The following is a 4,329-nucleotide window of genomic DNA, read 5'->3' as shown; positions in this document are numbered from 1 at the left end:
CCGGGCGCACGACGCAAAGCAGCAGTTTTTAACCTCGGACTCTAACTGCAGTTCGGACTAAAACCGGGGGCAGGTCATCGTCGTCACCAACGGAAGCGTGCTGGTGCGACATCGGTTTAGTGATGAGACTGGAAAGCGATCGTGTAACGCTGGAGCAAATCCCGACCGCGATTATTGTTTCGCCCCTCCACCCGATCCGGTTCGCCTGGCAATGCCTCGCGCAACGTGCGATGTATTTGGCATCTAGAAAGCTGCCCTGCCCGGCGGCCACCATCATGGACTCGGACTGCGTGCCGGACGCCATCGTGCTGCCGCTGCGTGACGCCACCGGGGGTATGCATGATGTCGTGTATTTCTCGGTGGAGTGCAGCTCCGATTACTGGGGAATTCTCTGGAACACCAGCCGATTGGATCGATTGGCCAGGTCGGGAGCATCTGCCCCACTGGACCGCGAGATGGGGCTGTTGGTTGGTGGCATCTCAAGCGGTTTTAGTGTTTCACAGGTTCATCGTGCAATGGATGATATCTGCGAGATGCTGGTTGCCAAGCCGGTCATAGGTGTGTTGGTTTCCAGTGCGGCTGGCCAAAACAACGCTTGTAATGAAGGCATCTTGTCTTGGGGGCGTGAGCATTTTTCAGACGAGAGTAGCAGCCGTCGCAGCGTGCTAAGCATTAGCGCGAGTGAAGTCCATGTGTTCGACGAAAGGGGCGAGGACGTGCGCCCGGACGATGCAGAGGTCGCGAATCTGGCAGAGGACACCTCCAATGCCTTTCAATGGTATTCGGCCCCTGAGTCGACCGATTCGCACGATCTCGCCATCATTGCGCAACTGGAGACCTCGAATGCCGCTGCCTTGCCAACAAAGCTGTCGTCTCCGCTTGGTGTGGGCGGTTTGGTTCGGGCAAGGATCAGAGAACAACAAAAAACCGGTGGTGGCCAATTCCTCTGTGAATCACGCGTCGCAGGCCCGGCATGTATATCCGGCGATGGCATCGCAGACAATACGGCAAAGGCAATTGCTAGGCTAGAAGGCTGGGCATTGAGTCCGATGGGCTATGTCTTTGCACCCAGCATCAATGCAGTCAAGAAGTCGTTGGAAAAGGCGGAATTTGTGGCTGTTTCCTCCTCGGCGGTGGATCCTGCCTGCTTCCTTGGCAATTGGCTTAAAGGTACTTACCTTTGGGACTATGAGCTGCCGTCGTATTCTGGTAGGTCTGGCGATAGCAACGGCTATTACCTGCTCTCGAGTATCAGTGATTTGGATATCGAGACGATGCGGATAGTGCTAAAGCGCTTGCCAGAATGTGGTGATCTCTCGCGTGAGCAATTGTCCGCCATCGTTCACGAAGTCGCACGACGTGGCATCCCAACCGTGCGTGGACTGTCAGCTGGCAATTCCGGAGCCGCTGGGGAACTAGGCCTGTTTGTTGCAACCCGATTGTTACAGGATAGCTTCAGGACGTCCGGCGGGATCGATGGCTTGTTGCATCCATGGGTAGAAAACGATGGTGAGCACCAGATCACCCTGGTGATCCCCGTCGACCCATTCCAGCGCTATCTAGATGATCTTGGGAGGGCCATCAAGAAACCAAGCATGCAGCGCCCGGATCTGTTCGTGGTTGGCTTGGTGATCAGCGATTCGTCTGTCAGATGTAAGTTAACCCCGGTCGAAGTGAAGAATCGTGGTGGCGATGAGCAGATGGCTGCTGGACTGCGCCAGGAAGCGCTAGGGCAGGCAAGGTCTTTGTCCAACTTGTTGCATGCTTTGCGGCAAGTTTATTCCGATGATCAGGAAATGTTGCTTTGGCGGTTGGCATACCAGAACTTGATTGTTTCGATGATTGGATATGGTTTCCGCGTATACAGCCAGCATTTGGCGGAAAGCGGTCGTGCTAGCGAATGGTCTGGCTTGCAATCCAAGGTCATGGAGGCAATTCTCTCTTCGGAGATGGCTGTGGAAATAGATGACCATGGGCGATTGATCGTAATCGACGGGACCGCTAATAGTGGTCCACGCGACACCGATAACGATGGCTTCTCCGAGACGATTGAGCTGTCGCAGAAAGACGCGAGCCTTATTGTTCGTAGTCAGGCGAGTGCTTTATACCAGTTGATGAGGGACACCTTGTCCGATTGGAGTCTGCTGCCGTCAGTGGTGACTGCTGATGCCGCCACGCTTACACAACCGCCTCCGACGGTCGAGCCCACGAAAGCAGTCCTTGCGCCGGAAGATGCGCCGACGATGACGCCTGTGACAAGATATGATGGCGTCACAGGCCAACAGCAGAAATTCAGTGCCACCGAATTGGAAACGCCTCAGGCGCTTGTACCCAAACAGGAAATGTCTGTGGCAGCAGCTCAGGACGTAACTGATGGTTCCAGCCAAACGGGGCTGGACTTGATAGTCGGGGCCACTCTAGATGGCTTTCGGTCTCAAGTCCGTCACCTCAATCTAGGTAACACAGCGCTCAACCAAATGAACATGGGCGTCGTAGGCGATCTTGGTACGGGCAAGACCCAGCTGCTGAAGTCACTTGTGTATCAAATCGCCAGTGGCGAGGGCGGGAATAGGGGCGTTAGACCCAATGTCCTCATTTTCGACTACAAGAAGGACTATAGTGCCAAGGATTTCGTTGTGGCCACTGGCGCACGCGTGATCAAGCCGCATAACTTACCATTAAACTTGTTTGACCTATCTGCGTCATCACAAGCAGTTAGCCCTTGGCTTGAGCGCTATCGTTTCTTTGCAGATGTGTTGGACAAAATCTATCCCGGAATTGGGCCAGTGCAACGCGACAGGCTGAAGAACGCGATCAAGGATGCTTACAAGACGTACGCGGACGGAACGTATCCAACAATTCACGATGTTCATCGTAACTATGTGGCGGCTCTGAAAGGTGGCGTTGATTCTCTTTCAGGCATCCTTGGCGACATCATCGACATGGAGCTGTTCGCCGAGGACCGAGCCACGATTACCAAATCAGACGAATTCCTGAGGGGGGTCGTGGTCATTGCGTTGAACGACCTTGGTCAGGACGATCGTACCAAGAACATGTTGGTTGCAATCATGCTCAACGTCTTCTATGAGCGCATGCTAAAGGTCCCGAAGCGTCCGTTTCTTGGGATGAACGGGGACATGCGAGTTGTGGATTCGATGCTTCTCGTGGACGAAGCGGACAACATCATGCAATACGAGTTTGATGTCTTGCGGAAAGTGTTGCTGCAGGGGCGTGAATTCGGCATGGGCGTTATCCTTGCATCCCAGTACCTTAGTCATTTCAAGGCTGGGGCCACGGACTACCGTGAGATGTTGCTCACATGGTTTCTGCACAAGGTACCGAACCTATCCGGGAAGGATCTCGGGCCGCTTGGTTTGAGCGATCCGGCCGCCTTGCAACAGGCTGCTGAGCGTATCAAGGCGCTGGGTCTGCACGAGTGTCTTTATAAGACGCATGACGTCGCTGGGGAATTCATTAGGGGGACGCCATTCTACGAACTGTCGAAGGTTGCCCCCACGAATACATAAGACAATACGATGGTCGATTTTCTTTCTCCCAGAGAGCGCTCGAAACGGATGTCCCTGATCCGAGGGAGGGACACCCAGCCCGAGCTGGCACTGAGGAGGGCCCTGCACCGACTAGGGTTACGCTTCCGCCTTCACGGTGCCGGTCTTCCAGGAAAACCTGACCTAGTATTTCCACGTTACAAGACTGTTGTATTTGTCCATGGTTGTTTCTGGCATCAACATGCTGGGTGCAGTATTGCCACCATTCCCAAGAGCAACACGCAATTCTGGATGGAGAAATTCAAGAAAAATATTGATAGAGACAAACGGGTTTCTGCACAACTTAACGAGCTAGGGTGGAAGGTTCTCGTTGCGTGGGAATGTGAGCTCTCGACAAGGCAGAAAATCGAGTTAACTGGGAAAAGGATTGCAATCGAAATTAAATCGCAAATTTTGCAAATTGATTAGTAAGGTGAGTCGTCGGTTAAAATTTCCAGGTTGTCACGCTCACGCCATGTTGTGTTCCGAAAAATCTGACGAAGGTCCGTATTCGATTTTCAACCAGTGCTCATAGGTCGATTTCATGCCGGATTTGAATTCCTCGATCTTAAAGTCTACTTCTTCCAGTGGCGAAGTATCGCAACCAGCGAACCGATAAGCTGCTCTCAACCGAAGATTAAAGCACCTGAGACAGTCTGAAATAAGACGCATCAAATGCACTATGTGCGCTAAATCACGTCGCTCGGGTGACCTGCCCCCGGTTTTAGTCCGAACTGCAGTTAGAGTCCGAGGTTAAAAACTGCTGCTTTGCGTCGTGCGCCCG

General features: G+C 53.2%; 2 protein-coding genes. Both read left to right on the top strand.

Annotation, left to right across the window (positions count from 1 at the left end; translation table 11 throughout):
* Positions 1-122 precede the first annotated feature (122 nt).
* On the top strand, positions 123-3,527 hold the full coding sequence (locus tag SB786_RS35330; RefSeq protein ID WP_410731454.1) for a hypothetical protein: 3,405 nt from the start codon (positions 123-125) through the stop codon (positions 3,525-3,527).
* A gap of 9 nt (positions 3,528-3,536) precedes the next feature.
* Positions 3,537-3,974, top strand: a complete 438-nt coding sequence (locus SB786_RS35325; RefSeq protein ID WP_410731453.1) for a very short patch repair endonuclease — start codon at positions 3,537-3,539, stop codon at positions 3,972-3,974.
* Positions 3,975-4,329 lie beyond the last annotated feature (355 nt).

Source organism: Burkholderia sp. SIMBA_062 (assembly GCF_046534765.1).
In the GTDB taxonomy this organism is placed as follows: domain Bacteria; phylum Pseudomonadota; class Gammaproteobacteria; order Burkholderiales; family Burkholderiaceae; genus Burkholderia; species Burkholderia ambifaria.
This window is presented reverse-complemented; position numbering and strand designations above follow the sequence as displayed.

Coding starts and splice junctions, on each gene's coding strand:
- SB786_RS35330 (WP_410731454.1), top strand. CDS start 123: ATGAGACTGGAAAGCGATCGTGTAACGCTGGAGCAAATCCCGACCGCG.
- SB786_RS35325 (WP_410731453.1), top strand. CDS start 3,537: ATGGTCGATTTTCTTTCTCCCAGAGAGCGCTCGAAACGGATGTCCCTG.